The organism is Maritimibacter sp., assembly GCF_016774595.1.
Classification (GTDB): domain Bacteria; phylum Pseudomonadota; class Alphaproteobacteria; order Rhodobacterales; family Rhodobacteraceae; genus Maritimibacter; species Maritimibacter alkaliphilus.
The window spans coordinates 1,142,851-1,168,074 of the sequence record NZ_JACBWT010000001.1 but is presented as its reverse complement, the minus strand read 5'-3'; the positions used below and the strand labels follow the sequence as shown (position 1 = coordinate 1,168,074).

Here is a 25,224-nt window from a genome sequence, read left to right as displayed (position 1 = left end):
CGTGCAGATCGGCTGGAGCGCCGGAAACCACCGTCCCGGCCACTCGGCAAGACCCTACTCCTGAAGGTCTTCCGCAAGCATCTCGATGAACCGCTCTGCACTATGCGATAGCGTATGGCGGCGGCGCTTCACGAGGCCGGCGTCGCGAGCCACGACCGGGTCGACAAGCGGGACGCTGCGAATGCCCGGGGCGGGTTGCGCGCGGGCGAGCCGGCCGGGCAGGATGGCGAAGCCGATGCCGCAGGCCGACATCCAGGCCGCGCTGCCCAGAAAGCCCACCTCGGCGACCACGCGCGCCCGAATGTTGAGCTTGGCCAGCGTCGTTTCGACCATGCCGCGCACCCCGTAGTCGCGGCGCGACAGGATGAGCGGTTCGTCCTTCAATTCGCGCCACCCGACGCAATCGCGTTCGGCGAACGGGTGGTCGACTGCGCAGATGATGCAGAGCGGATCGGAATTGAGGCTTTGCCAGTCGAGCGCGGACTTGTCCTCGGGCTCGGTCCCGATCCCGAAATCGGCCCGTTGCTCGATGATATTGGAATAGAACTGATCGGGCGCGCAATCGTCGAGGATCAGGCTGACGGCGGGATAGGCGGCCCGGAACCGGCGCACCGTTTCGGGCAGAAGCGTAAGCCCGGTCGCGGGGGTCGCGGTCAACCGGATGCGGCCACGTTCGAGGTCGCGCAGTCCGCGAATGGTCTCTTCCAGCGTCGACAGGTCGCCGAGGATGCGTTCGACCAGACCGATCACGCTTTCGCCCGCCGCCGACGGGGCCAGCGACCGCGTCGTGCGCTCGAACAGCGTGGCGCCAAGGACCGTCTCGGCCTGCCGGATCAGAACGCTGGTGGCCGATTGCGTGATGTTGAGCGCCTCTGCCGCAGCCGAAATCTGGCCGGTGCGATAGACCTGCTGGATCGCGCGAAGCTGTTTCAGGGTGAGGCGTGAGACGGACATCAGATACATCAATTAAATTCATGAATAAATTAGAAAAATTCGATTATCTTATCAAGTATCCCGGTTTAGCCTGTCATCACACGTCGGTCGCACCGAAGAAAAGACGACGGCGTGCAGGGAGGAACACATGATTTCGAAGATCAAAGGACTTGCCGCCTCGGTGGCACTTGTCGCTTCAATGGGCTTTGCAGCGGATGATGCGGCCGCACAGGGGCGCGTCACCATCGGGACCAACCCGCAGGGCTCGCTCTACTACACGATCGGCAGCGGGATCGCGGCTGCGCTTCAGGATGCGATGGGGCGGCAGGTGACGGTGCAGCCGTTCACCGGCTCGTCGGTCTATCTGCCGCTTATCTCGGCGGGCGAAGTGACGGTCGGATTGAACTCCGCCATCGATGCCGGCGGCTGGTATTCCGGCGAAACCTCGGGCGAGGCGCTGACGGACCTGCGCGTGCTGGCCCGTCTCTGGCCGCTCCGGCAGGCCTTCATCACCCGTGCCAACGATGGGATGACCGAGGTCAGCGACCTTGCGGGCAAACGCACGGTGATCGACATGACCGCGCTGACGGGTGTGACCGCCGTGAACCTCGCGACGATTCAGGCCGCGGGCCTGACGCGCGACGATGTCGAACCGGTCGAGGTGTCCGGTCTGAAAGCCGGGCTCGACGCGCTCGTCGAAGGCTCGGTCGATGCGACCGCCGCGGCCATCGGCATCCCGCTGACGCAGCAGGCCAACGCGGCGATCCCAGGTGGCATCCGCTATCTCAGCCTGACGGGAGAGACCGCGACGGAGGCCTTCTTCGATGAGACTCTGCCGGGCGTCTACCCGCTCGAGGTCGGTCCGAACCCGGCCATGCCCGAGATCACCGAGCCGGTCGTGGTGTCGGCCTACGACATCTTCCTGACGACCAGCGCGGCGCTTTCGGATGAGGAGGCGACCGCCATCCTCACCGCGCTCTACGATGCCTTCCCGCAACTGCGCGAGGATTATCCGCCGCTGCGTGGCGGTGCGCAGGACGCGATGGGCAACGCAAGCAACACGGTGCCGTATCACCCGGCCGCCATCGCCTTCTTCCAAGAGAAGGGGTTGTGGACGGACGCGAACGAAGCCCGCGAAGCGAGCTTCGCGCAGTAACCGCGAAACCGGCGGCCGGGTCCGGCCCGGCCGCCACGTCTCGTCGCCCAAGGGGCGTTGATCGGTGTGCCGGTTTCCCGGCGCACGCCCAATCCCGGAGCACCAGAAATGCGCGCCGTCGCCGCTGTCCTTGCCGCGAGCCTGCCTTTGCTCGGCATCGCGTGGACCTTCAACCTGCCGGGCCTGCTGGGGCAGGTCTACATCACCGAGCAATACCTCGCGGTGATTTTGGGCCTGACCGTGCTCGCCGGATTGGTGCTCAAGCGCCAGCCCCCGGTGCCCGTGGTCGTGGATGTGGGGTTCGGTCTGCTCTCGCTCGCCGGCTGGTGGTGGCTGGCCCTGAATTATCAGGACTGGCTGCTCGACCCGGTGAACAGGGGGCCTGAGAAATGGGTGCCTGCGGTCGTGGGCATTCTCGGCCTGTTCGAAGCGACCCGCCGTCATTGCGGGCTGGTTCTGAGCGCACTGGGCGTCGGCTTCATGCTGTACGGCTTTATCGGTCACTTCGCGCCCGGCATCTTCGAAGCCGCCTATCTGTCGCCGCCCCGCTACCTCCTTTACGTCTACAACGACTCGAACGGCGTGCCGGGGCTGGTCCTCGGTGTCGGGGCCACGCAGATCCTCGGGTTCATCATTTTCGGCGCGGTGCTGACGGCGGTGGGTGGCTCGGCGGCCATGACCGACCTTGCGATGGCCACGATGGGCCACCGGCGGGGCGGCCCGGCCAAGGTCGCGATCCTCGCCTCGTCGCTGTTCGGCACCCTGTCGGGCTCGACCGTCGCCAACGTCATGTCCACCGGGGTCGTCACGATCCCGATGATGAAGAAAAGCGGCTGGCCTGCGCGCCATGCCGGGGCGATCGAGGCCGTGGCCTCCAACGGCGGCCAGATCGCGCCGCCGGTCATGGGCGCGACGGCCTTCATCATCGCCGAGTTTTTGCAGATTTCCTATACCGACGTCGTGATCGCGGCGCTTCTGCCTGCGGCGTTCTACTATATCCTGCTCTATCGGCAGGTGGACAGCTACGCCGCCACGAACGGGCTGATCGGCGAGCCGCGCGAGTCGCTGCCGCGCCTCGGTGCGGCGCTCAAAGGGAGCACGCCCCTGATCGTTCCGCTGGGCGTGTTGATGTATTTCCTGTTCTGGCTGGGCTATGCGCCGGGCAAGTCGGCGCTTTATGCCTCCGGCGCGGCGCTTGTTCTGTATCTCGCGACGGGAATGCGGCTTGTGTCCGGGCTTCGCGAACTCCCCGGAATCCTCGTGAGGGCCGGCGAAACGCTGATCCCGATCCTGCTGGTCTGCGCCATCGCCGGTATCATCATCGGGACGATCAACGTGACCGGGCTCGGCTTTGCGCTGACGCTCGCCCTCGGCAATATCGCCGAACTGGGCGGGGTGCTGCCGCTGCTCCTCACCACCGCCGTTATCGCCATCGTTCTGGGCGTCGGAATGCCGACCTCGGGCGTCTACGTGGTGGTCGCGGTGCTGCTGGCCCCTGCGCTGGTGCGTCAGGGGATCGACATCACCGCCGCGCATCTTTTCATCCTCTACTTCGGCCTGCTGTCGATGCTGACGCCGCCGGTGGCCATCGCGAGCTATGCCGCAGCGTCAATCGCCAAGAGCGATATGTGGCAGACCGGCGTGACCGGGGTGCGGCTTGCCTTCGTGGCCTATCTGCTGCCGTTCGTCTTTGCCTTCAATCCCGCGCTTATCATGGACGGCACATGGCTCGAGATCGCGGTCTCCTGCGCGACCGTCTATGCCGGAGGATACATTTTGGCCGACATACTGGCCCGAAAGCACGCCTTCGGCGGCGGGCTGGGTCGGATCGCGGCGGCGCTCGCAGGGCTCGTCCTGTTCTGCGCGACGGCGGTCTTCGATCCCGCCCATCCGGTCGCCGTGGTCGCGGCCGTAGGCAGTATCGCCCTCGTGGTCCTTTTCGGCTGGCAGGCACGGCGCGCTGCGGCCCTTCCAGAGCTTTCCACCAAAACCCCGAAGAACGGAGAATCCGATGCCCGAGCATAACCCGAACCCGCCCTACAAACGGATCGCCACCGAAGAGGCGTGGCTGCCGCAGGAGATTCTCGAACTCTACCGCGCCGAGATCCGCGACAAGGCGATCAACGAACCCGGCTTTCAGGCGCTCTGGGGCTTCTTCGCAGGCGACAATCCGATCGCCAAGGATCACAACCGCCGGATCGTCGATCTGGGAGAGGAACGGCTTTCGGACATGGACCGCGCGGGCATCGACATCGCGGTTCTGTCGCTGTCTTCGCCCGGCGTCCAGATCTTCGACGCCGCGACCGCGACGAGCCTGGCCATTCGCGCCAACGACGAACTCGCCGAAGGGATCGCGAAGAACCCGGATCGCTACGTGGGTCTGGCCGCGTTTTCGCCGCTCGACCCGGAAGGCGGCGCGAAAGAGCTCGAGCGCGGCGTGACCAAGCTGGGCCTAAGGGGCGGCATCCTGAACTCGCACACGCTCGGCACCTATATGGACGACGAAAAATACTGGGCCGTTTTCGAAGCGGCCGAAAGCCTCGGCGTGCCGATCTACCTGCACCCGAACACGCCGTCGCCGCAGATGTTGGAGCCGTTCCTGTCGCGCGGTCTCGACGCGGCGGTTTACGGTTTCGCCTGCGAGACGGGGCTGCACGCGTTGCGGCTGATCGTGTCCGGGCTGTTCGACCGGTTCCCGAAGCTTCAGATCGTGCTCGGCCATACCGGCGAGGCTTTGCCGTTCTGGCTCTACCGGCTCGACTTCATGCACACCCGTCTGTCGCATTCGAACCGGTATCCGGGCGTCGGGCCGCTCAAGCGCAAGATGTCCGAATACCTCCGTGAGAACTTCTACTATACCTCCTCCGGCGTCGGGGACCCCAAGCCGGTCATGTACGTGCAGGACGTCATCGGTGCCGACCGCATGATGTATGCGATGGATTATCCGTGGCAGTACGTGGTCGAGGAAACCGCGTTCTTCGACGCAATGCCGGTGCCGCCCGAGACGCTGAAGGCGTTCTACGAGGATAACGCCCGGAAGGTCTTCGGCATCTCATGACCGACCTGTCCGCAGATGTCGTGATCGTCGGTGCCGGCCCTGTCGGGCTGACGCTGGCGATGGAGCTTGATCGGCACGGTGTCTCGACCCTGATCGTCGAAAAGCGCCGCGCCGGTGAACCGCCGAGCGTCAAGTGCAATCACGTCTCGGCGCGTTCGATGGAGATCTTCAGGGGCCTCGGCATCGCCGACGATATTCGCGCGACCGGCCTGCCGGACGACTATCCGCACAGTGTCAGCTATCGCACCACACTCACGGGGCGCGAGATCGCCTGCGTTCCCATCCCGTCGCGTGCGGGGCGGGAGCGCGGCGATCCTGGACCGGACACCGACTGGCCGACACCGGAACCTCCGCATCGCATCAACCAGATCTATCTCGAACCCGTTCTGTTCGAGGCGGCGCAGGCGCGGTCGGGGATCACGGTGCTGAACGAGGCGGAAGTGACGGATTTCACCCAATCCGCCGGCGGCGTCCGGGTCGAGATATTGGGGGCGGGCGGCGAGGCTCTCAGCGCCCAAGGCCGTTATCTCGTCGGATGCGACGGCGGGCGGTCCATGGTTCGCGGTGCGATCGGTGCCAAGCTTCGCGGTGACGCGGTGGTTCAGCGCGTGCAATCGACCTACATCCGTGCGCCCGGTCTGATCGACCTGATGGAGGTGCCGCCGACATGGGGGATGTTCGCCTTCAACCCCGTGCGCACCGGCGTCGTCTATTCCATCGACGGGCGCGAAACATGGCTCGTCCACAATTACCTGAGGGATGACGAGGCCGATTTCGACAGCATCGACCGCGACTGGGCGATCCGGCAGATCCTTGGGGTCGATGACGATTTCGAATTCGACATGCTCGCGCGCGAAGACTGGTTCGGGCGCCGGCTGGTGTCTGACAAGCTGCGCGAGGGCAACGTCTTCATCTGTGGCGACGCGGCGCATTTATGGGTGCCATACGCGGGCTACGGCATGAATGCCGGGATCGCGGATGCGCACAATCTGGCTATGCATATGGGCGGGGTCTTTGCCGGTTGGGCCGACCCACGGTCACTGGACGCGCACGAAGCGGAACGACTGCCGATTACCGAGCAGGTGTCCTATTTCGCGATGAACCATGCGCATGAGATGGCCCGCAAACGCAAGGCCGTGCCGCCCGAGATCGACGAGGACACGCCCGAAGGCGCGGCTGCGCGCGAGACGGCGGGGCGGGCGCTTTATGACCTCAACGTGCAGCAATATTGCTGTGCGGGCCTGAACTTCGGCTATTATTACGACGCCTCCCCGCTGATCGCGAAGGACGGCACGCCGCCGCCCTATACGATGGGCAGTTTCACGGCTTCGACCGTTCCGGGCGCCCGCCTGCCGAACGTGCAGGTGGATGCGGAGCGGTGGCTCTACGACGTTCAGGGCGACCGCTTCGCCTTGGTGCGCACCGACACATCCGTCGACGTGGATGCGCTTCTGGACGCGGCGCGGGCCGCCGGTTTGCCGATCACGGTGATCGACCTGCCCGACGCCCCCGCGCCCTATGCCGAGGCGCTGGTGTTGGCCCGCCCGGACAACCACATCGCATGGCGCGGGAACGCACTCCCGCCTGACCCGGCGGCCCTTGTCGCACTGCTGCGGGGCGCCAAGATGGCCGAGGTGGCGGCATGATCGTCGACGTCCACACGCACATGCTTACCGAAGACTACCTTGATCTGCTGCGCCGCGAGGGCGGGCCGGACTATACGTTCCGCACGCTTCCCGGCGGGGGCGAGGTGATCGACAAATGCGGGGTGCCGTTCTTCACGCTCCTGCCGCCGATGTGGGATTTCGACCAACGCATTCGCGACATGGACGCCGCCGGGGTCGATGTCTCGGTCATCTCGCTGACCTCGCCCAATGCGATCTTCCCGGATGCCGATTTGGGCAGGCGCGCGGCCCGGCTGATGAACGATGCCTTCGCCGAGGCGCGCACCGCCCATCCCGATCGCCTGCGGTGGTTCGCCTCGCTCCCGTGGACCGATCCGACCGCTGCGGTCGAGGAACTCTTGCGCGCGGTCGCGCTCGGGGCCTCGGGCGTCATCGCGGTCGCGACCGTTGACGGCACGCCGCTCACGGATCGCGCCTTCGCGCCGATCTGGGCCGCGATCGACGCGGCGGGCCTGCCGGTCTTCCTGCATCCGTCCGTGCCGCCCGGCGGCGAGGCGCTGGGTCTTGGCGACTACAACCTTTCGCCTCCGGTCGGCTTCGTCTTCGATACCACGCTCGCAATCAGCCGGATGCTCTACGACGGGTTTTTCGACCGCTATCCGAACCTGCACATGATCCTAGCCCATGGGGGCGGCACGCTGCCGTTCCTGATCGGGCGGCTGGATATTTGCCACGAGCGCATCCCGGCCTGCGCGGCCGGCACGAACAATCGGCCCTCGCGCTTCCTTGACCGGATCTACCTCGACAGTGTGGTTTACACCAAAGGCGCCCTCGACTTGTGCATCGAGACGGTGGGCGCGGATCGGATTCTGTTCGGGTCCGACTACCCCCACAACATCGGGGACATGAAGGGGCGGCTCGACCTGCTCCGGGCAAGTGCGGCGGCGCACGAAGGCGCGGCGGCGAGCCTGTTCGGTCTGCTGGACTGACGGCTTGGGAAGGCAAGCCGTTTTCGTGAAACGGGGCAAGGCAATGATGGGCGTTCGACCACGAAACGAGGGTTAGGCATTGGCCCGGAAACTGCGGCGGTCTGGCCAGCTTGCGTCCGAGCGGCGGGATTTAGCTAGGGTCTCTGCACGCAACCGTCGAAACTGCGTGCGGGAAGTGCCAAGCAAAAGCGCACCCTGCGCTTGACCACTGCGACGACAAGACGACCAATTTCGTGCCAATGACCTGATGTCCTTGGCGACCCCTCCAGGACTCGAACCCGGAACCTGCTGATTAGAAGTCAGCTGCTCTATCCAGTTGAGCTAAGGGGCCGCTTGCAGGCGAGATAGCCGCAGCAACCGACCCCATGCAACCGCTTTCACGCCTATCCGCGCAGCTTGCGGCCCACCATCCACACGACCGGCAGCGCCACTACGAAGCCCGCGACAGCGGCCCAGACGATCGGCATGGTCGTGGTGTAGCCAGCCGTCAGCGCGGCGACGATGAAAATACCGGCGAGCGTCGTGCCGCCCATGGCGTAAAGCGCAATCCAAAGGAACATCGTTCCCTCCCCAATTCACACGCGCGTTCCGTGTGAAGATGGGGGGGCCGGGCCGGACCTGTCCTTGATCTACGTCATTCCGTTTACTGAATACGTTTGGCGATGAAGAAGGCTATGGGCCACGCGATCAGCCAGCCCGCGACGGCCGAGGCCAAGAGAGGCCAGAGGCCGGTCACACCCGACACCAGCGCGATCACGAGGGCCACGCCCGCGAGCGTGGCCCCGATGATCGAGTGCATCATGAAGACGAGGCGGGTCACGGGTTCGGGCGCACCATCCGCGTCATGACGTCGGACTTGAAGATCACTCGTTGCGCGACCGCGCCGAGGAAGTGGATCAGCACGACGATGAGCAAAACGGTCTTGAGCAGTTCATGCCCCTCGGCCGCGTTCTCGATTCCGCCGAACCAAGCGACCGCGCCCGACACCGGGACGAGGATCATCAGAAGATAAAGGGTGACGTGCGTGGCATGTGCGGCAAGCTTCAGCACGGCAGGCTCGTTCTCGGGCAACGGCGGGGCACCCCGCCGCAACTTGATCGCGAGCCGCCAGATCGCCAGAGCCAGAACGGCCAACCCGGTGAACACGTGCTGCGCCACAAGCGCGTTGCCCTCGTAGCCGCCTGTGCGCATGAGGCTGCGCCACGCCTCGGACATGGCATCGTGAAACACGAATTGCGCGGCGATCAGAAGGAAGATGGCCCAGTGCAGAATGATCTGGGTGCGGGTATATCCATGCGGCATGGCGAAGCTCCGGGTTGTTCACCCCTAACATACGCCACGCCACGGCAATTCCGTCGCGGTAATTCGCCTCAGGCCGGGATGTGCCGGTCGGTCTTCCAGTCGGGATCGTCGCGGCGCACCTTCTTGGTGTCCCATAGGCCCGCGGGGATGCCCACGATCAGCCCGACGACGCCGGCGACCACGAAGGTCACCCATGTGAACAGCCCCAGCGCAAGCCCGGCGATCACCACCACACCGGCGACGCAGAGCGCCCAGAGCGGGATGAAAAGCAGTCTCCAACCATGTTTCATGATGTGTCTCCTTTGCCGCTCAACGCGCGGGCAAAGGGGCCGGTTCCGATGCGCGTCGGGCCTCTAGGCACCGTTCGCAAGCGCCTCGCGCAGAAGCGCGGCGTTCTTGCGGTGCGACTTGAACACGAGGTCGAACAGATCACCGACGAGCGGGATGCTCCCGATGACGTAATCGACGCCCGCATTCCACGCCATGCGCCCGATGGTGCGCTTGGGCACGCCATGTTTCCACGCGACCGACATGATCCAGAGCGAGGGCAGGAGCATCGCCGTATCACCCACGCCGGGGATCAGCCCGATGATCGAGTCGAGGCCGAAGCGCAGGCGCGTGCCGGGGATGCCGTAGCGCGTGTCGAGCAGTCGGGCGACCCGGTCCACGCGGGCAAGATCCTCGGCACGGTCGGGCAGTCGGGCGGTCAGGGAAGTGTCGGTCGGCATCGGTATCTCCTTCGGGAAACCGAACGACCGCCCGCGCGCTCTTGTTCCGCCCGGGGGCGGATGCCGCAGGGGCCAAGCGGGCGTCAGAGTGTCCCGTCCGCCAGACGCCGCCGCACCGTTTCGATGATCTGCGAGGTCGAGATGCCCTCGTGATAGGGCAGCCGCCGAAGCAACCCGCGCCGTGTCATCGGCTCGAACGCCTCTTCGAACCCCTCGCCGAAATAGACGAAATGATCGGGGCGGAACCGCTGATACCGCGCCTCATAGCTGTCCGCGACTTCCGGCAGCGGGTCGATATAGGCCTCATCGACCCAGCGCACCGCCTGAACCTGTTTCAGCCGTTCCTCGGCGGGCAGGATCGGCGTGCGCTTGTAGCTTTCGACGACGGTATCGACATGGACGCCCACGATCAGGTGGTCGCCGAATGCCTTGGCCTCGCGCAGCGCGGCGAGGTGGTTGGAGTGCATGAGGTCGAAGACCCCTGTGGTCAGAACCACGGAATGCGGTTTCGCCATCCTCGTCTCTCCTTGATTTCGAGCGGCGGCATCGGGTCGGCGGGGGGCATCGGCGGCGGCCCGTCGCCCGCACCCTGCGCCTCGGTCCAGCGCCCCGCGACACGGCGCAGAAATTCGGGCGCGCCGGTGGCCCGGACAAGGCCGGGCGGGCTGAAGAAATGGTCCCAATGGGTGACGTGCACGCGCCAGCCGGGGCCGTAGAAGGCACCGAGTATCCGCTCGGGCGCGCTCGGACGCCAGAGCCTGACCCCACCCACGGTGAACCGTTCCCGGCCCGTGTGCGGAAACCCGTAGGTGAGGAAGCCGTTGCGAAAACACCCGGTCGAATGCAGCATCGGCTGGTCGTAGAACGCCGTGCCGTCCTCGCAATAAAGTCCCGCAATATCGATGTGAAAGCTGTCGCGGGAGACGCCGACATTGACCAGCCTGTTCTGCACGAAGATCTGGCGGAACGGCACGAACCCGGCACACGCCAGCGTGGCGACAAGGTCGGGGGTCAGGGCCTCCAGCGGCAGCTTCACGTCGATGTCGTTGTCGCCGGGAATGAAGCCCGCGTCCCGGATCAGGCCGAGGAGCGTGCCGTCCGACACGAAATGCGCGACCCCCGCCTTGTCGAGTGTGCGGGAGAGGTCGCCAAGTGTCGCCAACGCCGCCTCCCAATGGTCTGAGAGCATACGAAACCGGGGCCGCTCATCTGCGCCCAACCGCTCCATCCGGACGCCCACCCGGTGCTTGATGACGAGTTGCAGGTTCACGGTGTGGGTTGTCCCTTCTCGTACAGCATGGACGGTTTAGCGTTATGAGGCCAACCCCTAAGTGGCACACCGCATGAAGGACAATCCGCTCTGTCTTTTGAGTTGCTGCGCAACACAGGTGTTGCTGGTAGATTGATCCATAACCTAGGCGTTGACGGTCTCAAGTGGAAAGAAAGTGCTATCCGGGAGTGCGCGGCGCTAAACATGCATTAACCAAAAAATGGTAGGTTTGAAGGGAATGCAAAGGAGCGGCAAATGAAAGACATTTTCTTGGCACTGGTGCCGGTTTCGTTTGCGGTTGTGTACGCTACCGGTGCCCAGTTCCTATCTGGGTATTATGACTTTTTCGGTATCAATTTGTCCGAACTAAGTTTGTCTTTGGAGCAGGTTGCACGCGGCGCTGCCGCGCCTATGAGTAGGACTCTTGAACCATTTTTTGTCGCATTAAGCGTAGGAGTGTTCATACTTGTGTTATTCTTTGTGGGACACGATGCGAAAAGAATCGTACCTAGCCTAATCATCTTGAGTGCTGGTGTTTTCTCTCTATGGCTAGTTTACGCTTTATCCAAAGCTTACGATCTCGGAGTAGTTGAAGGCAGGAAGGCTCTCGCGACACTTCCTCAATTCTACGAGATTTCAGATGATCCAGAGTTTTCTGGGATTGCTTTTCCGGCGAACGTCTTGCCTCGGCTTGTGGTGGCGACGTCTTCCACGTATTATCTTTACGGTGACACAGGTGCTGAAGGTGAAAGATGGGTGATACGAGTTCCCCGCGAGGAAACTTCGGTTACTGGTGCGTTTATTCAATAGTCTTGATGTCGTTGACGCTGCTACCGGTAGTTGCGAAGGGGCAAAATTCCGAGGTGTCTGATCTTGGTATGTCCGAGGTTGGCTTCAGCGTAAACGACACAATCTATGTGCATTCAGACTTACCTAGAAGATATGCTCGAATTGTTGAGGTTTCTCAAGATTACCTAGTGATAGAGTACTGCAACAGCATGGAGCGGAGGACGGTAGACGTTAGTCCCGTTAGAAGCACGACTGCTCGCTGTGGCCAGACATACAATAGCCCTGAAAAAATGGCCTCTCCGGATGATTACTTGGGGGCCGACATATATAATTCAAACCTAGAATTTATATCCAACGTGCTAGAGGTGGAAAAGGTCTCGGAATCCGAATGGGTTGGCTATTACGAAGAGGACGGTATGCGTCATAATTTTTACTTCGGCGATCCCTCGATTTTGTGGTCTAGTGGCATAAAAGGATCAAGCGAACCAAACTACAGCATAATTATGCAAAATGAAAAGTCGAGCGGGGCTGACATCACCCATCCATCTTCAAAGCCGAGATAAACGCCTCCTGCGGGATCTCCACTTTCCCGAACTGGCGCATCTTCTTCTTACCGGCCTTCTGCTTCTCCAGCAGCTTTTTCTTCCGGGTCGCGTCGCCGCCATAGCACTTGGCCGTCACGTCCTTGCGCAGCGCCGAAAGCGTCTCTCGCGCGATGACCTTGCCGCCGATGGCCGCCTGGATCGGGATCTTGAACATGTGGCGCGGGATCAGGTCTTTGAGTTTCTCGCACATCGCCCGGCCGCGCATTTCGGCGCGGTCGCGGTGGACCATCATCGACAGCGCGTCGACGGGTTCGTCGTTCACAAGGATCTGCATCTTGACGAGGTTGTCCTGCCGGTAGCCCTCGATCGAATAGTCGAAGCTCGCGTAACCTTTCGTTACCGATTTCAGCCTATCGTAGAAGTCGAAGACCACTTCGTTCAGCGGCAGGTCATAGACCACCATCGCGCGTGACCCGGCGTAGGTGAGGTCGAGCTGGATGCCACGACGGTCCTGGCAGAGTTTCAGCACGTCCCCCAGAAACTCGTCCGGGACCATGATCGTCGCCTTGATGCGCGGTTCCTCGACGTGGTCGACATAGGTCAGGTCGGGCATGTCGGCCGGGTTGTGCAACTCCTGCATCGTCCCGTCCTTCATGTAGATGTTGTAAACCACCGAGGGCGCGGTGGTGATGAGTTCGATGTCGTATTCGCGTTCCAGCCGGTCACGCACGACTTCCAGATGAAGGAGACCAAGGAAACCACAGCGGAACCCGAAGCCGAGCGCGGCCGAGGTCTCCATCTCGTAGCTGAACGAGGCGTCGTTCAGGGCGAGTTTCTCGATCGCGTCGCGCAGATCCTCGAACTCCGCCGAATCCACGGGGAACAGGCCGCAGAACACCACCGGGATCGACGGGTTGAAGCCGGGCAGAGGCTTTTCGCACCCCTTCTTCTCATGCGTGATCGTGTCGCCGACCTTGGTGTCGCGCACCTGTTTGATCGACGCGGTGATAAAGCCGATCTCGCCCGGTCCAAGCTCCTTCACGTCCTGCATCTTGGGGCGGAACACGCCGATCTTGTCGATCTGGTGAACCGTGCCGTTCTGCATGAACATGACGCGGTCGTTCTTCTTCATTTTGCCGTCCATGATGCGCACCAGCACGACGACGCCCAGATAGGGGTCATACCAACTGTCGACCAGCATGGCCTTGAGCGGTGCGTCGGCGTCGCCCGTGGGGGCGGGCAGGCGGTGCACGATGGCTTCCAGCACCTCGCGGATGCCCTCGCCGGTCTTGGCCGACACTGCAATCGCGCCCGAGGCGTCGATCCCGATCACGTCCTCGACCTGTTCGGCCACCCGCGAAATGTCGGATGCGGGCAGGTCGATCTTGTTGAAGACCGGCACGATTTCATGATCCGCGTCGATCGCCTGATAGACGTTGGCCAGTGTCTGCGCCTCGACCCCTTGGGTCGAGTCCACGACCAGCAGCGAGCCTTCGACCGCGCGCATGGACCGGCTGACCTCATAGGCGAAGTCGACGTGACCGGGCGTGTCGATCAGGTTCAGCACATAGGACTGGCCGTCGAGCGCGTCGTATTCGATGCGCACGGTGTTTGCCTTGATGGTGATGCCCCGCTCGCGCTCGATATCCATGGCGTCGAGCAACTGCTCTTTCATGTCGCGATCCGGCACGGTGTTCGTGGCCTGGATCAAGCGGTCGGCAAGTGTGGATTTCCCGTGGTCGATATGGGCGACGATGGAGAAATTGCGGATGTGAGCGAGGTCAGTCATGGCGGTGGGAGATAACACCCTTCCGACAGGCGTGGAAGTGGGCAAAATCGTGCTGGCGGGTTTTGTTTGCAAGGCCCGGATATGTTACGTGACAGATATGCTTTTACTGTGAAAGGAGGCCGGCATGAGGCTGAACATGGGTATCTGCGTCGCCTTGGGCATCGCCATCGGTGCGTCGTTCGGGGCGGCCACCGGGGCTGCGGCCGAGGGGGCCGCCTGGGGCGTGGCGCTGGGTGCCGCCATCGGCGCGGTCGCCAGTGGCCTACGCAGCCGGATGGACCGGGGCTAGGGAACCGCCATGAACATGGGGGCCGCCATCGCGCTGGGCATCGGGATCGGCACGGCCATCGGCGTGGCGATGGACAATGTCGGCGCGGGCATCGCGATCGGGGCCGGTATGGGCGCCGCTATCGGCGCGGCGCTGTCCGGCCGCACGAAGGACGACGACGAGACCTGATTTCGGCTCACAGCTGCGCCAGATACCGCCCGAAATCGCGCGCATCCACCTCCGCCTCGCGCACCAACCAGTCGAAGTGCTCGGTCAGCGACCGCAGACGCGAGGATTCGCGAAAGGCGAGGTAGAAGCGCCCGACGTAGATGACCCCGATCAACGGTCCATAGACCGTCAGGGGTGCCGAAAACACGCGCCGCGCGTCATACAGGAACACCCGCAGGCTGGGAAAATACTCCTCGTGAAGCGCGATCAGATGGTCGATCTGCGCCTGTCGCGCGCCCGCCTCCAGCCCCCGATAATAGCCTTCGCCTGCGGCCAGCGCCGTCACCTCCTGAACGGGCAGGGCGATCTCATGATCGGATGACCGGGCGCGCAGGAAATCCAGCCGCTCGCGCATCGCGGAAATCGCCTGATCCGACGTCTTCGACAGGAAATCCGCGTATTCCCAGCGCAGCACATCCTCGGTCTTGAGCATATCGGGCAGGGTCGCGGGCACGTGGCGCACCTTGTACCCAGCCGCCTCGCGATACCAGTCGAGAAGCTGTTCGTCGGCGGGGGTGCGGTCGGCCTCGGTCATCTGCATGGCCGCCGCGATGGCGTCGCCGGGCCGTTCGGGCCGGTCGGTGAGCCCCAGCAGCCAGTCGGTCGACACGCCCAGTTGCTGCGCCAGGTCGGCGGTCAGCTGGGCCGAGGGCAGGCGTGCGGCCTCGGAATCCAGAACCTGCGATATCGTGGACCGATTCACGCCCGTCGCACGGGCGATCCCGGCGCGGCTGGCCCCCGCGAGGGTCATCGCCGACAGCAGGCGTTCACGGAACAGGCTCGCACGGTCGCGCTTGTCGATTTTCATAAGCGATGTTGTCTATTATAAACAAATGGCCGGTTCAGTTTACGGGTAACAGACTTCGCGCCCACCCGTCCAGCCGATAAGCCGTTCCCACGCAACGCCAAAACGAACGGGAGCCTCGGATGGACACCGCGCGCCGCACAGTCGCGAAAGCGATCACATGGCAATTGCTCGGCCTCGTCACGACCACCGTTCTCGGCTATGTCGCCACCGGATCGCTCACCGCAGGCGGGGCGCTCGCCCTCACGTCGGCGCTCGTCGGCTTCGTCTGCTACGCAGCCCACGAACGGCTCTGGTCCCGCATCCACTGGGGCCGCATCTTCCCACAAAACGACAAAAGCGCGACCTGAGCCGCGCCTCTTCTCTGTTTCCAAAAACCTCGGGGGAGCGCGAGGGGGCAGCGCCCCCTCGCATGGATCGCCGCGGGCTTGCCCGCGGCGAAACCGCTTACATGCCCTGCGCCATGCAGTTTGCGTAGTAGGTGACGGTCGCGGGCCAGTCCGAGAACACGCCGTCCACGCCCACGTCCTGCGCCAGCACGTCGAGCACGGTGAAATAGTCGGCGTCGTTATCCACGGCCTCGGCGACAGACTGGTAATACCAGCCGCCACCGGTGGTGAGCGGGCCGGAGCGCTCCAGCGTCCACGTGATAAGGTTCAGGCCAGCGTCCTTCGCCGCCAGCGCATACTCCGACGCGGCGATTTCGCCGTCCTTCACCGTGACCAGCATGTTGATCGACGGGGCGAGGTAGTTGACGCCCTGATCCACCAGCGCCGCGAAATCCTCGTTCCACGTCTCGGCGTTCTGCTCGTCGAAGCCCTCGGACCATTCGACCAGATACACCGCCTGTTCACCGAACTCCGGTTCGTTCTCGATCCAGTAGAGCACGTCGTCGAGGTTGAAGGATTGCGGCCAGACGCGGTTCGGCGCGATGCCCGCGTCCTTGTATTCGTCGATCATCTTCTGGGCGTAGTCGGCCTGCGTGAACCCGTCGAAGGGCATTTCGACCGACGGCGATTTCAGCTCGGGCGTGAAGTCGGCGCCCAACTCGTCGAACAGGGCGATCGACTCGGCATGGGTCATCAGCGTGCCGCCCATGGCCGCGTAAAGGTCGGTGCGCCAGCCGGCGGTGCCGTCCAAATAGGCCTCGACGGTTTCGCCCGCCGGGTTCGCGGCATCCATCTTGCCAATCAGCGTGCGGAACTCGGCCAGCGTGATGTCCGAGGTGCGGCATTCGGCGGCGGCGGGGGTGTCGCCGTCGGCACCGACGAACGGCGTGGTGCACTTCGCGCCGAGGTCCGTGGCAAGGATGTCGGTCGTGGTGTGCAGGTCGTTCTGCGCGTGACGGCAGACGAGTTCCTTGTCGGCCGTAAAGGTCACGTCGCATTCGAGGATACCGGCCCCCATCCGCGCGGCGGCGCGGTTCGATTCCACCGTGTGCTCGGGGAACATGAGCGGTGCGCCACGGTGGCCGATCGAGAATTTCTGCGCGGTCATGTCCATGTCCTGACAGGCCATGAGCTTGTCCTTGAGCGCGCCCTCTTCCATCCGGTCGATGAGGTAGTAGGGGCGGGGGCCCAGTTCGATGGGGGCGGCGATGGCGGCGCCTGCCAGCATGGTGCCGGCGAGGGCGAGGGTGAGCGTGCGGGTCATGTCGGAATACTCCCTTTTGACGTGTCCGGTGCGCATAGAATGGGCGGGCTTGAAACCGGGGCATGACGGTTTCGCGAAACCTTGGTGACAGTCCCTCCGGGGGCGGCTAGCGTCTGGCCATGACAGGCATTCTCACCGTGACGTTGAACCCCGCGCTGGACGTGTCGACCTCGGTCGACAGGGTGCGGCCCGAGGACAAGCTGCGCTGCGCCATGCCGTCGCTCGACACCGGCGGCGGCGGCGTCAACGTCGCGCGCGCCATCGGCGAGCTTGGCGGGCGGGCCGGGGCCTTCGTCGCGCTGGCGGGGCATACGGGTGCGCAGTTTCGCGATCTTCTGGAGGACGAACCGCTCGACCCGGTGGTGTTCGACATTCCCGGCGACACGCGCCAGTCGCTCGCCGTGACCGACGAGGGCACGGGCGAGCAGTTCCGGTTCGTCATGCCGGGGCCGCGCTGGTCGCCGGATCTGGCCGAGGCCGCGATCCGGGCCATCGTCGCGGCCGCGCCACGGGACGGTTTCGTGGTTCTGTCGGGCAGCCAGCCGCCCGGCGTCCCGGTGCATTTCCCCACCGGACTGGCCGCCGAGATCGAAGCGGTGGGGGCGCGGCTCATCCTCGACACCTCCGGCCCGCCGCTGCGCGCGCTTCTGGGGGTCGGCCATGCCCGCCATCACGTGCTCAGGCTCGACGGGGCCGAGAGCGCCGAACTGGCGGGACGAAGGCTCGTCACCCGCGAAGAAGTCGCGGATTTCGCGCAATCCCTGATCGTGGGCGGGATCGCCGAGGTCGTGGTGCTGGCGCTTGGGGCGGACGGGTCGGTTCTGGCGACCGCGCAGGGGCGCTGGCACGCCAATACCATCGACGTTCCGGTGAAGTCCAAGGTCGGCGCGGGCGACAGCTTCGTGGGGGCCTTCACGCTGGCCCTGTCGCGCGGAGCGGCGCCCGAGGCCGCGCTGGTGCAGGGCTGCGCGGCGGCCTCGGCCGCCGTGATGACGGATGCGACTGCGCTGTGCCGGCGCGAAGATGTCGAGGCCTTGGCGCGCACCGCCACCCTGACGCCCCTGTGACAGCGTGACTGTTTCGCAAACCACCAAAGCGTGCTACCTTCCGCGCCCATTGGACAACGGTGTTTCGACAGTCAGGGATCGACCATGAAACGCATCATTCTCGGCGCGGGCCTCGCGCTCGTGCTGGCCGCCCCGGCCTCGGCGGCGGGCATCATCGAAAGCGCCTGCATGAAATCGGGTCGCACGGCGGCCTCTTCGGTTCTGTGCAACTGCATTCAGGGCGTGGCCGATCAGCTGCTCGCCCCGCATGAGCAGCGCAAGGGCGCCGCGTTCTTCGCGGACCCGCACAAAAGCCAAGAGACGCGCCAGAGCGCGGATGCAAACGACGGCGCCTTTTGGCGCAAGTGGAAGGATTACGGCGTGATCGCAGCGAAAAGCTGCGGTTAGATCGCCTTCAGCAATCCCTTGGTGCAGGCTTCGACAAGGTCGAGCGTCTCGTCGAACGCGCGGGTGTAATAGGGGTCGGGCACGTGATCCATGCCCGTCTCGGGTGCATAGTCGGTGAACAGGCGCACGGGCGTCGTGTTGCCGGGTGGGCGCTTCCGTTCGATGTCGCGCAGGTTCTCCGCGTCCATCGCGAGGATCAGGTCGAAAGTGTCGAAGTCGGCCGCATCGAACTGGCGGGCCCTGAGCGGTGACAGGTCGTAGCCGCGCCTGCGCGTCGCGCGCTGCATATCGCCATAGGGTGGCTCGCCGATATGCCAGCCGGACGTGCCCGCGCTGTCGAAGGTCAGGTCATGGTCCGCGCCCATCTTGCGCGCGACGCCTTCGGCGGTGGGCGAGCGGCAGATGTTGCCGAGACAGACGAACAGGATACGCGTGGTCACGGCTCAGTCCTCACCGTCGCGCAGCCTGAGGTGCGCCTTGATCTGCCCGTGGTCCGAAGCGAGTTTGTTGTAGGGGGCTTCGGGGTGCGAGCCGTCGGTGATGTGGTCGTTCAGCACCGAGAAATACTCCATATCCGCGATCCGCTTGTCGTAATCCGGGTGGAAGTGGCGGCTGAGGTAAATCTGGTCGATGCTTTCGAACACCCCCGCGAAGGCGGTGGTATAGACCATGTCGCGCAAGGATTTACGCACGAACAGCCCCTCGGCGGCGTGCAGGCGGTTGCGCTCCACCTGTTCCTTGATGGTCGCGGCTTCCTCCGCCGAATAACGGTCGGAATAGCTTTCGGCGTCGTGGCGCAGCATCCACTGGTAGTTGCGGAACGGCACCTCGCCCGAGACGATCTCGGAGCTCACCGCATGTTCACCGTCGTTGAAGTCGCCCATAACGGCGACCGGATGGCCCTTGGCCAGCTCCGCCACAATCTCACGCCGCAGCACCCATGCTTCGGCCATGCGGCGCACGGCGGCGCGCATGGACCCCATCGCGCGGCCCACGGGATCGTAATGAACAAGGTCTTCTTCCGGGGCGAAGTCCGCGCCTTCGGGCCTGATGAACTCGCCCAATTTCGACTTCAGGTGGCAGTTGAAGAGGGTAATGACCTGATCCCCAACCGGAATTCGAACCTTGAGGATCGGGCGCGACAAGCGGCGCAGGGTGAACGCTCCGGCGTCGAGGTCGCCGTCCAGACCGCGCAGGGGTTGGAACGGGATGGTCAGGGGCGTGGTGAAATCCTGAATGACCTCCGGTTCCCCCACGAAGCCGAAGCGCGACAGGACCGCCACACCGGGGCGGCGCTTGCCGGGCTGCCCCGTGTCGGCGGCATTGCGGGCAAAGGCCAGCGCGGCGTCGTCATAAGGCTCCACCCCCAGTTTCCGGAAAATGACCTTGCGATGATACGCCTTGCCCTTCGACGGGATCACCGCGTCGTTCAACGTGCGCGCCCGGTCGGAAGCCTCCGCGATCACCTCGCGCAGCGGTTCCTCTTCGAAAATCTCCTGAAACCCGATCACATCGGCATCCAGATCGACAAGCTGGCTTGCCATCCAGTCGCGCTTCCACGCGAATTCCTCGGGCGTGTAGGACTGGAACTCGTAATACTCCTTGTCCGGCCCGATCAGGTTCTTGACGTTGAAGGATGCGAGGGTGAACTCCATCAGGGGCTCCCTGTGTCAGAGGGTGTCGAGGGCTTGGGCGAAACTCGTCGGGTCCACGTTGCCACCGGAGGCGACGACGATCAGCGTGTCGGCCTCGGTCTCGCGCGCATGGAACAGCGCGGCGGCCAGCGCAACGGCGCCGCCGGGTTCCACCACGATCTTCAGCCGAAGGAAGGCATGTGCCATGGCACGCAAAGCGTCGGCATCGGGCACGGCGAGGCCGGGTCCGCAAAGCGCGTGCATGATCGGGAAAGTCAGTTGCCCTGGTGCGGGCGTGATGATCGCGTCGCAGATCGAGCCGGTGAGCGCCGGGTTGCGCTGGATGCTGCCGGCGGCGAGCGACCGTGCCACGTCGTCGAACCCCTCCGGCTCGACCGGCCTGACCCGCATTCCGGGTGCTTCGGCGTTGAGCGCGATGGCCGTGCCGGAGGTCAGCCCGCCACCCCCGCAGGGGATCAGGACTTCGGCTTCCGTGACGCCAAGCGCCTTGGCCTGCGCCGCGATCTCAACCCCCACGGTGCCCTGGCCCGCGATCACCTCGGGCTCGTCGAACGGTTTGATGAGCGTCAGCCCGCGTTCCTCGGCCAAAGCCGCGCCGATCGCGTCGCGGTCTTCCGTCGCGCGGTCATAGGTCACGACCTCGGCCCCCAGCGCGCGGGTGTTTTCAAGCTTCAGCCGCGGCGCGTCCGACGGCATCACGATCACCGCAGGCACGCCGAAATCCCGTGCTGCCTGCGCGACACCCTGCGCATGGTTGCCCGAGGAAAACGCGATGACCCCTTTCTTGCGCACTTCGGGGTGAATCGAGGACACCGCCGAGCGTCCGCCGCGATACTTGAAGCTGCCGGTGACCTGAAGGCATTCGGCTTTGACCAGAATACGCTTTCCCGCGATCTCGTCGAGAAACGGAGAATAAAGAAGCGGTGTCACGCGGGCATGGCCGTGAATGCGGATCGCCGCCGCCCGGATCATGTCGAGGTTCATCGGCAGTCGTCCAGCCACGCGTTGATCGTTTCGACCGCCTCCGGTTCGTCCAGAAACGGCGCATGGCCGCGCCCCGGCACTTCGGCGTAGCGCATTTCGGGGATGCGTTTTCGCATTTCGGCTGCGGTCTCGGCGGTCAGCACGTCGGACCCGGCGCCGCGAATGACGGCGAGCGGTTTTGCGGCCAGAGCCATGAAGAGCGGCCAGAGGTCCGGCATCTCCGCAATCATCGCGGCGAGGAAACTTTCACGCAGGGCGGGATCGTACCGAATGTCGAGGCCATCGTCGGTTTCGACGTAGGACCGCTCCGCTTCTTCGCGCCAACGGGACGCGGGGACGTCTTCGAACCCGTTGACCGTCTGCGCCCGGATCGTGGCCATTTCGTCCAGCGTGGCGGCTTTGGGTTTGCGCCCGATGTAGCCGTCGATAACCTTCAGCCCTTCGCGATCCACCACGGGGCCGACATCGTTCAGGCAGACGCCCAGCACCCGGTCGGCCTGCGTCGCGGCGATCACCATCGAGATCAGGCCACCGCGCGACGTGCCCAGAAAAGCCGCCTTGTCGATCCCCAGATGCGCCATCAGGGCCAGAACGTCACCCGCCTCGGCAGGCACGGTATAGGTCGACCAATCGGCCCGGTCGCTTTGCCCGCGCCCGCGATAATCCATGCGGATCAGGCGCACATTCTTCAGGTGCGGCGCGACGAAATCGAAATCGCGATGGTTCCGGGTGAGGCCGGACAAGGCGATCAGGGGCAGCCCTTCGCCCTCGTCGGTATAGGCGATGGACAGCCCGTCAGGCGTCGTGAAGTGCTGAACCTCGGTCATCAGATGGCCTTCGCGATGTCGGGAATGGTCGTGAGATCGGTGAGCATTTCGTGCGGCGGGTGACCAAGCCGGTCCATCGGTTCGCCCGCGCGGTTCACCCAGGCCGTGAAGAAGCCGTATCCGCAGGCCGCCGAGGCATCCCACCCGTTCGACGAGACGAACAGAACCTGCTCGTTTTCGCAGCCGAAGCGTTTGTTCACGAGATCATAGACCGCATCCGCCGGTTTGAAGATGCCGACGCTTTCGACGCTCAGGCAATCGTCGAGAAGATCGCCGATCCCCGCGGACTGCACGGCGCCGTCCAGCATGTCCGGGGAACCGTTGGAAAGGATCGCGGTCGAAAAGCCCGCCTCTTTCAGCGCGGCGAGCACCGCCGGCACTTCCGGATAGGCCGAAAGCTCCCAATACAGCGCCAGCAGGCGTTCGCGCAGCGCCTCGTCGCCGAGCAGCCCCTGTTTGTCGAGTGCCCAGTCCAGCCCGTCCTGCGTGACGGTCCAGAAATCGGTGTGTTCGCCCGTGACCGCGCGCAGCCATGTGTATTGCAGTTGTTTCGTGCGCCAGTCGGCGGCGAGGGCGGGCCAGACCTTGGCCAGCGCCTCGTTCCCCGGTTCCTCCGCAGCCTCCCGCGCGGCGGCGGACACGTCGAACAGCGTGCCGTAGGCGTCGAAAATGCAGGTGGTAATGACCATGATGTCCTCCCGTTTCGAGCGGGAGACTTGCATGGGTGCCGCGCGAGGGAAAGGGGTCAGAACTGCCCGGTCACGACCAGCAGCACCCACCAGCCGCCGAGGAAGAAGGCCGAAAGGGTGGTGAGGTAGGCCGGGATCGCCGTCATGAGCGCGCGGCCGGGCATCGGCGGGCGTTCCTTGGGGATCGGCGGGCGGATCGCATAGGCCAGTGCGCCGATCACCGAAATCAGGAACAGGCCGGGCGTATCCGTGGCCCACGACATGCCGATCATTCCAGCGAAGAGCGAGGCCGCGGGCAGGGCCGAGACGCGCAGAAAGCCGGGGCGCATCATCAGTTGCACCAGCGTGCCGCCGGACAAGGGCCAGATCGGCAGAAGCGCGATGAAGTTGAACGCGCCGAGCGTCAGCGCCAGCGTGCCGAAAAGGTGTTGCAGCGGGTGGCCCGCGAACAGGTCGGACAGGGCGAAGGCCAGCACCATCGGGGCAAGGCCCAGCGCGGGGCCCATGAGCACGACGAAGAAATGTTCGAGATCGGTGAGATGCGGATCGCGCGACACCGGCCCGGACCGGGGCATCGGGATGAGGCGAAAGCGCACGTCCGCGTGGCCCGCAAGACGGTGACCCAGCACGATGCCAAGCTCGTGTATGGTAAGCGCGATCAGCAAAGAGGCGCTCGTCACGACGTCGAAGGTCAGCGCGATGGCGGCGAGGATCGTGCCCAGAATGATGACGTGGGAGCCCGAGACACCGATCAGCGGAATGGGTCTGCGGCCTGCGTACATGGCGGGTCGCACTACCGTCACGGTAGCGCCGACCAACACCATGCTTAGCAGAAAAAAGGTCATGTGACCCCGGCGTTCACAGGGGGCCGCCCGGAGAGATTACGAGGGACGTATCCGGGGCGGCCCTGCCTTTCTTATGCCGGGATTGCGGCAGGTCAGGCAACGATTAAGGCCGAAACTGATTGTTTCCAATTGCGCGGTGGCGCGAAACGGGGGTCAATGTGCCCATTGTCCACGCATCGGAGGATCGGACATGCCCAGACGGCTAGAGATGCTGCGCAGCCATGCGCGCGAGACCCGCGAAGCCCTCGAGGCCGAATACGAGCGCCGGATCGAGGCGCTGGGCGGGCGATGGGAGCGAGGGCGGCTGATCTTCGACGCCGAGGTGCGGCGGCGTCAGAGGCGCGCCAGACAGGCGTTCGCCGAATATGTGCGCGGCATCAAGCCGCTCAACGTCATCACCGCGCCGGTGATCTATTCCGTGCTCATCGCCTTCGTTGTGATGGACCTGTTCGTCACGGTCTACATGCACGTCTGCTTCCCGGTCTACGGCATCCCCAAAGTGCGCCGGCGGGACCATGTGAAGGTCGACCGCCACCGGCTGCCCTATCTCAACTGGGTGCAGAAGGTGAACTGCGTCTATTGCGGATATGGAAACGGCGTCATCGCCTATGCCCGCGAAATCGCCGCGCGGACCGAGGCCTATTGGTGCCCGATCAAGCACGCGGAACGCTGGGACGGGGCGCATGACCACTACGCGGGCTTCATGGACTACGGCGACGAGCGCGATTTCGTCTCGCGCTGGGCCGACAGCCGGTCGCAGATCACCGGGGGAAAGCGGGCCGACCGGCCCGTGCGCGTGGATGTGAACCAGGACTAGGGAAGCCGGTCAGATCCGGCGGAAGGTCAGGTAATGCGGCACGCGGCCTTCGCGCAGGGCCTTTTGTTCGTAGCGGGTCGACAGCCAGTCGCCCCAAGGCTCGCGCCAGTCGGCGGGGCCTTCGGCCTGCCAGTCGAACCCGGCCTTCGGCACTTCTTCAAGCGTCTGGCGCACGTAGTCGGGAATATCGGTGGCCACGCGGAACTCGGCCCCCGGTTTCAGGACGCGGTGCAGCGGTTCGAGGTGCTCGGGCGTCACGAAGCGACGGCGGTGGTGGCGTTTCTTGGGCCACGGGTCCGGGTAGAGCAGGAACGCTTTCGAGATCGAACCATCCGGCAGCACGTCGAACAGGTCGCGCGCATCGCCCGCGTGGACGCGGATGTTCGTCGCTTCGGACTGGCGCAGCTTGCCCAGCATCATCGCGACCCCGTTCACGAAAGGCTCGCAACCGATCAGGCCGACGTTCGGATAGGTCTCGCCCTGATGGACAAGGTGCTCGCCCCCGCCGAAGCCGATTTCGAGCCAGACGTCGCGCCCGCCGAACAGGCTGGCGAGGTCGAGGTTTTCACGTTCCGGGTTTTCGTCCCAGCCAACCGGGCCGGGGGAAAGTTTCGGCAGGTCTTCTTCGAGATAGGCGACCTGGCTATCGCGCAGACCCTTGGCCTTGAACCGTCCGTAGAAATTGCGCCACGGCGCGCCACTCTGATGTCTCGTCTCGCTCATGCGCCGCGCATACCCGCAGGCGGGAGGCGGATCAATATGTGCTGGTGTGCACATAAAGTGTATGAAATTGGAGAATGGTGCAGGGAGCGGCG

30 protein-coding genes and 1 tRNA gene are annotated in these 25,224 nt (G+C 64.5%); 12 read left to right on the top strand and 19 right to left on the bottom strand.

Annotation, left to right across the window (positions count from 1 at the left end):
• Nucleotides 1–54: 54 nt before the first annotated feature.
• Nucleotides 55–954 (bottom strand): LysR family transcriptional regulator, encoded by a 900-nt coding sequence (locus HOY44_RS05915; protein ID WP_287433615.1) that lies wholly within the window; start codon nucleotides 952–954, stop codon nucleotides 55–57.
• Nucleotides 955–1,081: 127 nt separating this feature from the next.
• Here HOY44_RS05915 and HOY44_RS05910 point away from each other — a divergent pair, with 127 nt between their 5' ends.
• The 5 genes from HOY44_RS05910 to HOY44_RS05890 all read left to right on the top strand — a co-directional run bounded on the left by HOY44_RS05910 (nucleotide 1,082) and on the right by HOY44_RS05890 (nucleotide 7,761).
• The gene (locus HOY44_RS05910; RefSeq protein WP_040885167.1) at nucleotides 1,082–2,089 is read left to right on the top strand and encodes a TAXI family TRAP transporter solute-binding subunit; all 1,008 of its coding nucleotides are present in this window, start codon (nucleotides 1,082–1,084) and stop codon (nucleotides 2,087–2,089) included.
• A 108-nt stretch (nucleotides 2,090–2,197) separates the two neighbouring features.
• Nucleotides 2,198–4,114, top strand: a complete 1,917-nt coding sequence (locus HOY44_RS05905) for a TRAP transporter permease (RefSeq protein ID WP_287433612.1) — start codon at nucleotides 2,198–2,200, stop codon at nucleotides 4,112–4,114.
• Complete coding sequence (locus HOY44_RS05900; RefSeq protein ID WP_287433610.1) at nucleotides 4,101–5,147, top strand: amidohydrolase family protein; 1,047 nt, start codon at nucleotides 4,101–4,103, stop codon at nucleotides 5,145–5,147. The genes HOY44_RS05905 and HOY44_RS05900 overlap by 14 nt, the downstream gene beginning before the upstream one ends.
• Nucleotides 5,144–6,793 (top strand): FAD-dependent monooxygenase, encoded by a 1,650-nt coding sequence (locus HOY44_RS05895; protein WP_287433608.1) that lies wholly within the window; start codon nucleotides 5,144–5,146, stop codon nucleotides 6,791–6,793. Before HOY44_RS05900 ends, HOY44_RS05895 begins: the two co-directional genes overlap by 4 nt.
• Entirely contained in the window at nucleotides 6,790–7,761 is a 972-nt protein-coding gene (locus HOY44_RS05890; RefSeq protein ID WP_287433606.1) for an amidohydrolase family protein, read from the top strand. Before HOY44_RS05895 ends, HOY44_RS05890 begins: the two co-directional genes overlap by 4 nt.
• A 254-nt stretch (nucleotides 7,762–8,015) precedes the next feature.
• On the opposite strand, the gene HOY44_RS05885 is transcribed toward HOY44_RS05890, so the two are convergent.
• From HOY44_RS05885 to HOY44_RS05850, 8 genes are all read right to left on the bottom strand, one after another.
• Nucleotides 8,016–8,092 (bottom strand) — tRNA-Arg (locus HOY44_RS05885).
• A 52-nt stretch (nucleotides 8,093–8,144) separates the two neighbouring features.
• Nucleotides 8,145–8,321 (bottom strand): hypothetical protein, encoded by a 177-nt coding sequence (locus tag HOY44_RS05880; RefSeq protein WP_008334176.1) that lies wholly within the window; start codon nucleotides 8,319–8,321, stop codon nucleotides 8,145–8,147.
• 83 nt (nucleotides 8,322–8,404) lie between these two features.
• Nucleotides 8,405–8,581, bottom strand: a complete 177-nt coding sequence (locus HOY44_RS05875; protein ID WP_287433604.1) for a CTP synthetase — start codon at nucleotides 8,579–8,581, stop codon at nucleotides 8,405–8,407.
• Entirely contained in the window at nucleotides 8,578–9,063 is a 486-nt protein-coding gene (locus HOY44_RS05870) for a cytochrome b (protein WP_287433603.1), read from the bottom strand. Before HOY44_RS05870 ends, HOY44_RS05875 begins: the two co-directional genes overlap by 4 nt.
• Before the next feature lie 68 nt (nucleotides 9,064–9,131).
• On the bottom strand, nucleotides 9,132–9,353 hold the full coding sequence (locus HOY44_RS05865; protein ID WP_287433601.1) for a hypothetical protein: 222 nt from the start codon (nucleotides 9,351–9,353) through the stop codon (nucleotides 9,132–9,134).
• 63 nt (nucleotides 9,354–9,416) lie between these two features.
• Nucleotides 9,417–9,791 (bottom strand): DUF4112 domain-containing protein, encoded by a 375-nt coding sequence (locus HOY44_RS05860; protein ID WP_138421752.1) that lies wholly within the window; start codon nucleotides 9,789–9,791, stop codon nucleotides 9,417–9,419.
• A gap of 83 nt (nucleotides 9,792–9,874) precedes the next feature.
• Nucleotides 9,875–10,306 carry an FAD synthase family protein gene (locus HOY44_RS05855; RefSeq protein WP_008334192.1) on the bottom strand — a complete coding sequence of 144 codons (432 nt, stop codon included), beginning with the start codon at nucleotides 10,304–10,306 and terminating at the stop codon, nucleotides 9,875–9,877.
• Nucleotides 10,279–11,061: a LicD family protein gene (locus HOY44_RS05850; RefSeq protein ID WP_287433598.1), complete on the bottom strand. Its 783-nt coding sequence runs from the start codon at nucleotides 11,059–11,061 to the stop codon at nucleotides 10,279–10,281. Before HOY44_RS05850 ends, HOY44_RS05855 begins: the two co-directional genes overlap by 28 nt.
• Before the next feature lie 255 nt (nucleotides 11,062–11,316).
• Between HOY44_RS05850 and HOY44_RS05845 the strand changes: the two genes are divergently transcribed.
• The gene (locus tag HOY44_RS05845) at nucleotides 11,317–11,871 is read left to right on the top strand and encodes a hypothetical protein (RefSeq protein ID WP_287433597.1); all 555 of its coding nucleotides are present in this window, start codon (nucleotides 11,317–11,319) and stop codon (nucleotides 11,869–11,871) included.
• 513 nt (nucleotides 11,872–12,384) lie between these two features.
• Here HOY44_RS05845 and lepA read toward each other — a convergent pair.
• A complete protein-coding gene (lepA, locus tag HOY44_RS05840) occupies nucleotides 12,385–14,184 on the bottom strand; it encodes a translation elongation factor 4 (protein ID WP_287433596.1) in 1,800 nt (599 codons plus the stop codon).
• Between the two features lie 124 nt (nucleotides 14,185–14,308).
• On the opposite strand from lepA, the gene HOY44_RS05835 reads away from it, so the two are divergent.
• Together HOY44_RS05835 and HOY44_RS05830 are read left to right on the top strand one after the other, a co-directional pair.
• Nucleotides 14,309–14,473: a glycine zipper domain-containing protein gene (locus HOY44_RS05835; RefSeq protein ID WP_008334195.1), complete on the top strand. Its 165-nt coding sequence runs from the start codon at nucleotides 14,309–14,311 to the stop codon at nucleotides 14,471–14,473.
• Nucleotides 14,474–14,482: 9 nt separating this feature from the next.
• Nucleotides 14,483–14,641: a hypothetical protein gene (locus tag HOY44_RS05830; protein ID WP_171042862.1), complete on the top strand. Its 159-nt coding sequence runs from the start codon at nucleotides 14,483–14,485 to the stop codon at nucleotides 14,639–14,641.
• 7 nt (nucleotides 14,642–14,648) lie between these two features.
• On the opposite strand, the gene HOY44_RS05825 is transcribed toward HOY44_RS05830, so the two are convergent.
• Nucleotides 14,649–15,488, bottom strand: a complete 840-nt coding sequence (locus HOY44_RS05825) for a helix-turn-helix domain-containing protein (protein WP_287433590.1) — start codon at nucleotides 15,486–15,488, stop codon at nucleotides 14,649–14,651.
• Nucleotides 15,489–15,607: 119 nt separating this feature from the next.
• Between HOY44_RS05825 and HOY44_RS05820 the strand changes: the two genes are divergently transcribed.
• Nucleotides 15,608–15,835, top strand: coding sequence for a DUF2061 domain-containing protein (locus HOY44_RS05820; protein WP_287433588.1), 228 nt, complete (start codon nucleotides 15,608–15,610; stop codon nucleotides 15,833–15,835).
• A 97-nt stretch (nucleotides 15,836–15,932) separates the two neighbouring features.
• Here the strand turns inward: HOY44_RS05820 and HOY44_RS05815 are convergent, their stop codons facing one another.
• Nucleotides 15,933–17,138 carry a glycerophosphodiester phosphodiesterase family protein gene (locus tag HOY44_RS05815; RefSeq protein ID WP_287433586.1) on the bottom strand — a complete coding sequence of 402 codons (1,206 nt, stop codon included), beginning with the start codon at nucleotides 17,136–17,138 and terminating at the stop codon, nucleotides 15,933–15,935.
• 119 nt (nucleotides 17,139–17,257) lie between these two features.
• Here HOY44_RS05815 and HOY44_RS05810 point away from each other — a divergent pair, with 119 nt between their 5' ends.
• Both HOY44_RS05810 and HOY44_RS05805 read left to right on the top strand, forming a co-directional pair.
• Entirely contained in the window at nucleotides 17,258–18,205 is a 948-nt protein-coding gene (locus tag HOY44_RS05810) for a 1-phosphofructokinase family hexose kinase (RefSeq protein WP_287433584.1), read from the top strand.
• Between the two features lie 84 nt (nucleotides 18,206–18,289).
• A complete protein-coding gene (locus HOY44_RS05805; protein ID WP_287433583.1) occupies nucleotides 18,290–18,592 on the top strand; it encodes a hypothetical protein in 303 nt (100 codons plus the stop codon).
• Here HOY44_RS05805 and HOY44_RS05800 read toward each other — a convergent pair.
• From HOY44_RS05800 to HOY44_RS05775, 6 genes are read right to left on the bottom strand one after another with little or no spacing between them, the layout of a single operon-like run.
• Nucleotides 18,589–19,032 carry a low molecular weight protein-tyrosine-phosphatase gene (locus tag HOY44_RS05800; protein ID WP_287433582.1) on the bottom strand — a complete coding sequence of 148 codons (444 nt, stop codon included), beginning with the start codon at nucleotides 19,030–19,032 and terminating at the stop codon, nucleotides 18,589–18,591. The two genes, HOY44_RS05805 and HOY44_RS05800, sit on opposite strands and share 4 nt — an antisense overlap.
• A 3-nt stretch (nucleotides 19,033–19,035) precedes the next feature.
• Complete coding sequence (locus tag HOY44_RS05795) at nucleotides 19,036–20,250, bottom strand: endonuclease/exonuclease/phosphatase family protein (RefSeq protein WP_287434727.1); 1,215 nt, start codon at nucleotides 20,248–20,250, stop codon at nucleotides 19,036–19,038.
• 12 nt (nucleotides 20,251–20,262) lie between these two features.
• On the bottom strand, nucleotides 20,263–21,231 hold the full coding sequence (locus tag HOY44_RS05790; protein ID WP_287434726.1) for a threonine ammonia-lyase: 969 nt from the start codon (nucleotides 21,229–21,231) through the stop codon (nucleotides 20,263–20,265).
• Nucleotides 21,228–22,058, bottom strand: a complete 831-nt coding sequence (locus HOY44_RS05785) for an alpha/beta fold hydrolase (RefSeq protein ID WP_287433580.1) — start codon at nucleotides 22,056–22,058, stop codon at nucleotides 21,228–21,230. Before HOY44_RS05785 ends, HOY44_RS05790 begins: the two co-directional genes overlap by 4 nt.
• On the bottom strand, nucleotides 22,058–22,747 hold the full coding sequence (locus HOY44_RS05780; protein WP_287433578.1) for a haloacid dehalogenase type II: 690 nt from the start codon (nucleotides 22,745–22,747) through the stop codon (nucleotides 22,058–22,060). The genes HOY44_RS05785 and HOY44_RS05780 overlap by 1 nt, the downstream gene beginning before the upstream one ends.
• Nucleotides 22,748–22,803: 56 nt before the next feature.
• Entirely contained in the window at nucleotides 22,804–23,592 is a 789-nt protein-coding gene (locus tag HOY44_RS05775) for a hypothetical protein (protein ID WP_287433576.1), read from the bottom strand.
• 190 nt (nucleotides 23,593–23,782) lie between these two features.
• Between HOY44_RS05775 and HOY44_RS05770 the strand changes: the two genes are divergently transcribed.
• Nucleotides 23,783–24,409, top strand: a complete 627-nt coding sequence (locus HOY44_RS05770; RefSeq protein ID WP_287433574.1) for a hypothetical protein — start codon at nucleotides 23,783–23,785, stop codon at nucleotides 24,407–24,409.
• Between the two features lie 9 nt (nucleotides 24,410–24,418).
• On the opposite strand, the gene trmB is transcribed toward HOY44_RS05770, so the two are convergent.
• Entirely contained in the window at nucleotides 24,419–25,132 is a 714-nt protein-coding gene (gene trmB / locus HOY44_RS05765) for a tRNA (guanine(46)-N(7))-methyltransferase TrmB (RefSeq protein ID WP_287433572.1), read from the bottom strand.
• Nucleotides 25,133–25,224: the final 92 nt, after the last annotated feature.

Coding starts and splice junctions, on each gene's coding strand:
- HOY44_RS05915 (WP_287433615.1), bottom strand. CDS start 954: ATGTCCGTCTCACGCCTCACCCTGAAACAGCTTCGCGCGATCCAGCAG.
- HOY44_RS05910 (WP_040885167.1), top strand. CDS start 1,082: ATGATTTCGAAGATCAAAGGACTTGCCGCCTCGGTGGCACTTGTCGCT.
- HOY44_RS05905 (WP_287433612.1), top strand. CDS start 2,198: ATGCGCGCCGTCGCCGCTGTCCTTGCCGCGAGCCTGCCTTTGCTCGGC.
- HOY44_RS05900 (WP_287433610.1), top strand. CDS start 4,101: ATGCCCGAGCATAACCCGAACCCGCCCTACAAACGGATCGCCACCGAA.
- HOY44_RS05895 (WP_287433608.1), top strand. CDS start 5,144: ATGACCGACCTGTCCGCAGATGTCGTGATCGTCGGTGCCGGCCCTGTC.
- HOY44_RS05890 (WP_287433606.1), top strand. CDS start 6,790: ATGATCGTCGACGTCCACACGCACATGCTTACCGAAGACTACCTTGAT.
- HOY44_RS05880 (WP_008334176.1), bottom strand. CDS start 8,321: ATGTTCCTTTGGATTGCGCTTTACGCCATGGGCGGCACGACGCTCGCC.
- HOY44_RS05870 (WP_287433603.1), bottom strand. CDS start 9,063: ATGCCGCATGGATATACCCGCACCCAGATCATTCTGCACTGGGCCATC.
- HOY44_RS05865 (WP_287433601.1), bottom strand. CDS start 9,353: ATGAAACATGGTTGGAGACTGCTTTTCATCCCGCTCTGGGCGCTCTGC.
- HOY44_RS05860 (WP_138421752.1), bottom strand. CDS start 9,791: ATGCCGACCGACACTTCCCTGACCGCCCGACTGCCCGACCGTGCCGAG.
- HOY44_RS05855 (WP_008334192.1), bottom strand. CDS start 10,306: ATGGCGAAACCGCATTCCGTGGTTCTGACCACAGGGGTCTTCGACCTC.
- HOY44_RS05845 (WP_287433597.1), top strand. CDS start 11,317: ATGAAAGACATTTTCTTGGCACTGGTGCCGGTTTCGTTTGCGGTTGTG.
- lepA (WP_287433596.1), bottom strand. CDS start 14,184: ATGACTGACCTCGCTCACATCCGCAATTTCTCCATCGTCGCCCATATC.
- HOY44_RS05835 (WP_008334195.1), top strand. CDS start 14,309: ATGAGGCTGAACATGGGTATCTGCGTCGCCTTGGGCATCGCCATCGGT.
- HOY44_RS05830 (WP_171042862.1), top strand. CDS start 14,483: ATGAACATGGGGGCCGCCATCGCGCTGGGCATCGGGATCGGCACGGCC.
- HOY44_RS05825 (WP_287433590.1), bottom strand. CDS start 15,488: ATGAAAATCGACAAGCGCGACCGTGCGAGCCTGTTCCGTGAACGCCTG.
- HOY44_RS05820 (WP_287433588.1), top strand. CDS start 15,608: ATGGACACCGCGCGCCGCACAGTCGCGAAAGCGATCACATGGCAATTG.
- HOY44_RS05815 (WP_287433586.1), bottom strand. CDS start 17,138: ATGACCCGCACGCTCACCCTCGCCCTCGCCGGCACCATGCTGGCAGGC.
- HOY44_RS05810 (WP_287433584.1), top strand. CDS start 17,258: ATGACAGGCATTCTCACCGTGACGTTGAACCCCGCGCTGGACGTGTCG.
- HOY44_RS05805 (WP_287433583.1), top strand. CDS start 18,290: ATGAAACGCATCATTCTCGGCGCGGGCCTCGCGCTCGTGCTGGCCGCC.
- HOY44_RS05790 (WP_287434726.1), bottom strand. CDS start 21,231: ATGAACCTCGACATGATCCGGGCGGCGGCGATCCGCATTCACGGCCAT.
- HOY44_RS05785 (WP_287433580.1), bottom strand. CDS start 22,058: ATGACCGAGGTTCAGCACTTCACGACGCCTGACGGGCTGTCCATCGCC.
- HOY44_RS05780 (WP_287433578.1), bottom strand. CDS start 22,747: ATGGTCATTACCACCTGCATTTTCGACGCCTACGGCACGCTGTTCGAC.
- HOY44_RS05775 (WP_287433576.1), bottom strand. CDS start 23,592: ATGACCTTTTTTCTGCTAAGCATGGTGTTGGTCGGCGCTACCGTGACG.
- HOY44_RS05770 (WP_287433574.1), top strand. CDS start 23,783: ATGCCCAGACGGCTAGAGATGCTGCGCAGCCATGCGCGCGAGACCCGC.
- trmB (WP_287433572.1), bottom strand. CDS start 25,132: ATGAGCGAGACGAGACATCAGAGTGGCGCGCCGTGGCGCAATTTCTAC.